At 48.6% G+C, this 2,403-nt stretch carries 2 protein-coding genes; both read left to right on the top strand.

Features of this window, described 5'->3' with window-relative positions; genetic code table 11:
* Positions 1 to 725, top strand: a 725-nt coding sequence (gene dapA, locus KB557_RS10705; protein ID WP_255134061.1) for a 4-hydroxy-tetrahydrodipicolinate synthase, incomplete at its 5' end; no start/stop codon positions are given.
* Between the two features lie 64 nt (positions 726 to 789).
* The coding region (locus tag KB557_RS10700) for a ribonuclease J (RefSeq protein WP_255134058.1) at positions 790 to 2,403 on the top strand (1,614 nt) is incomplete at its 3' end.

The raw sequence follows: 2,403 nt of genomic DNA, 5'->3' as shown, positions 1-2,403 counted from the left end.
GTTGGGATGAGCAACATGCTTTGTTGCAAGCTGTGCTTTTAGCCGTTGCTGGTAAGGCCAAGGTATTAGCTGGCACCGGCAGTAACTCCACCGCTGAAGCAATCGAAGCCACCCGGGAGGCAGCTGCATTGGGGGCCGATGGTGCCCTTGTAGTGGTGCCTTATTACAACAAGCCACCCCAAGCTGGTTTGGAAGCTCATTTCGCTGCAGTGGCAGCAGCAGCGCCAAATCTGCCTTTGATGCTCTACAACATTCCCGCTAGAACCGGCTGCAGCCTTGCCCCAGAAACCACAGCCCGATTAATGCAATATTCCAATGTGGTGGCATTTAAAGCAGCCAGCGGCTCAGTGGATGAAGTGAGTAGTTTGAGAGCTAGCTGCGGCGATCGCTTAGCAATTTATAGCGGTGATGATTCTTTAACCCTGCCAATGTTGGCATTGGGGGCGGTTGGAGTTGTGAGTGTTGCAAGTCATTTGGTGGGGGAGGAATTGCAACAGATGATTCAAGCTTTTTTGGCTGGCGAAATACAGAAAGCTCTTTCGATTCACGAACGTTTGTTACCTCTTATGCAAGGTTTGTTTTGTAGTAGCAACCCCATTCCAGTTAAAGCTGCATTAGAGCTTGAGGGGTGGCCCGTTGGTTCGGCCCGCTTGCCTTTGGTGCCAGCCTCTAGCGTTATTCGTGAATCCCTCGCCGTTTTGCTTGCCGCTTTGCGTCCTACCTGACCTCAAGGCGATGGGCAGCCGCTCATTATCTTTCCACTTTTCAATTATTTTTTAAAAGGTTTCTATGGCTATTTCAGCAACACCCGCAACCAAAACACCAGCGCTGCGGGTGATCCCGTTAGGAGGTTTACATGAGATTGGCAAAAATACTTGTGTATTTGAATACGGCGATGATTTGATGTTAGTTGATGCTGGCCTCGCCTTCCCAAGCGATGGTATGCACGGCGTAAATGTTGTTATGCCAGATACTAGTTACTTAAGGGAAAATCAAAAACGAATCCGTGGGATGATTGTTACCCACGGCCATGAAGATCATATTGGTGGCATTTCTCACCACCTTAAGCATTTTAATATTCCGATCATTTATGGGCCCCGGCTGGCACTTTCTCTTCTGGAAGGCAAAATGGCTGAAGCCGGTGTGGCAGATCGCACCACCTTGCAAACCGTTGCGCCACGCGATGTGGTGAAGGTGGGGCAACACTTTAAGGTTGAGTTTATCCGTAATACTCACTCAATCGCCGATAGTTTTTCATTGGCGATAACAACACCTGTGGGAGTTGTTATATTTACTGGTGATTTCAAGTTTGATCACACCCCTGTAGATGGCGAATATTTTGATATTCAGCGGATGGCTCAATATGGAGAGCAGGGCGTGCTCTGCATGTTTAGTGATTCCACAAACGCTGAGTTGCCTGGATTCACCCCATCAGAACGGGCGGTATTTCCTAATTTAGATCGCCATATTTCCACAGCGGAAGGCAGGGTATTGATAACTACTTTTGCAAGTTCAGTGCATCGTGTATCGATGATTCTTGAGCTGGCCCTTAAGCACGGCCGCAAGGTTAGTTTGCTTGGCCGCTCGATGCTTAATGTGATCGCAAAAGCACGGGAATTGGGTTATATCCGCTGCCCAGATGAACTGTTTGTTCCTATCAAGCAAATTCGTGATATTCCCGATCGCGAAACACTTTTATTGATGACTGGTAGCCAAGGCGAATCGCTTGCCGCTTTGAGCCGTATCTCCCGTTGCGAGCATCCTCAAGTGCAGGTGAAATCCACAGATAAAATCATTTTCTCAGCCAGCCCAATCCCAGGTAACACAATTTCGGTTGTGAATACTATTGATCGCTTGATGATGCTTGGCGCCAAGGTGGTGTATGGCAAAGGTGAGGGCATTCACGTTTCTGGCCATGGCAGCCAAGAGGATCAAAAGTTGATGATTGCTCTAACAAGGCCTAGGTTTTTTGTACCTGTGCACGGTGAACATCGCATGTTGATGTGCCATTCCCGCACCGCTCAATCTATGGGCGTACCAGAAAATAATATTTTGATTATTAATAACGGTGATGTGGTGGAACTCACCCCCGATTCCATCCGTAGGGGTGATCCTGTAAAAGCTGGTATCGAATTGCTGGATAATTCACGCAATGGCATTGTTGATGCCCGCGTATTAAAAGAACGCCAGCAATTAGCAGGTGATGGTGTAATCACAATGCTTGCTGCCATCAGCACTGAAGGTTTGATGGTGGCTCCACCACGGGTAAATCTGCGGGGTGTGGTTACTACGGCTGAACCGCGCAAGATGTCGATGTGGGCTGAACGGGAAGTGGGTTGGGTTTTGGAAAACCGTTGGAATCAGTTAGCCCGCAACACTGGCGGCAATGCTCCCGAGGTGGAT

The sequence above is a fragment of the Synechococcus sp. Cruz CV12-2-Slac-r genome (assembly GCF_024346075.1).
In the GTDB taxonomy this organism is placed as follows: domain Bacteria; phylum Cyanobacteriota; class Cyanobacteriia; order PCC-6307; family Cyanobiaceae; genus Synechococcus_D.
This window is presented reverse-complemented; position numbering and strand designations above follow the sequence as displayed.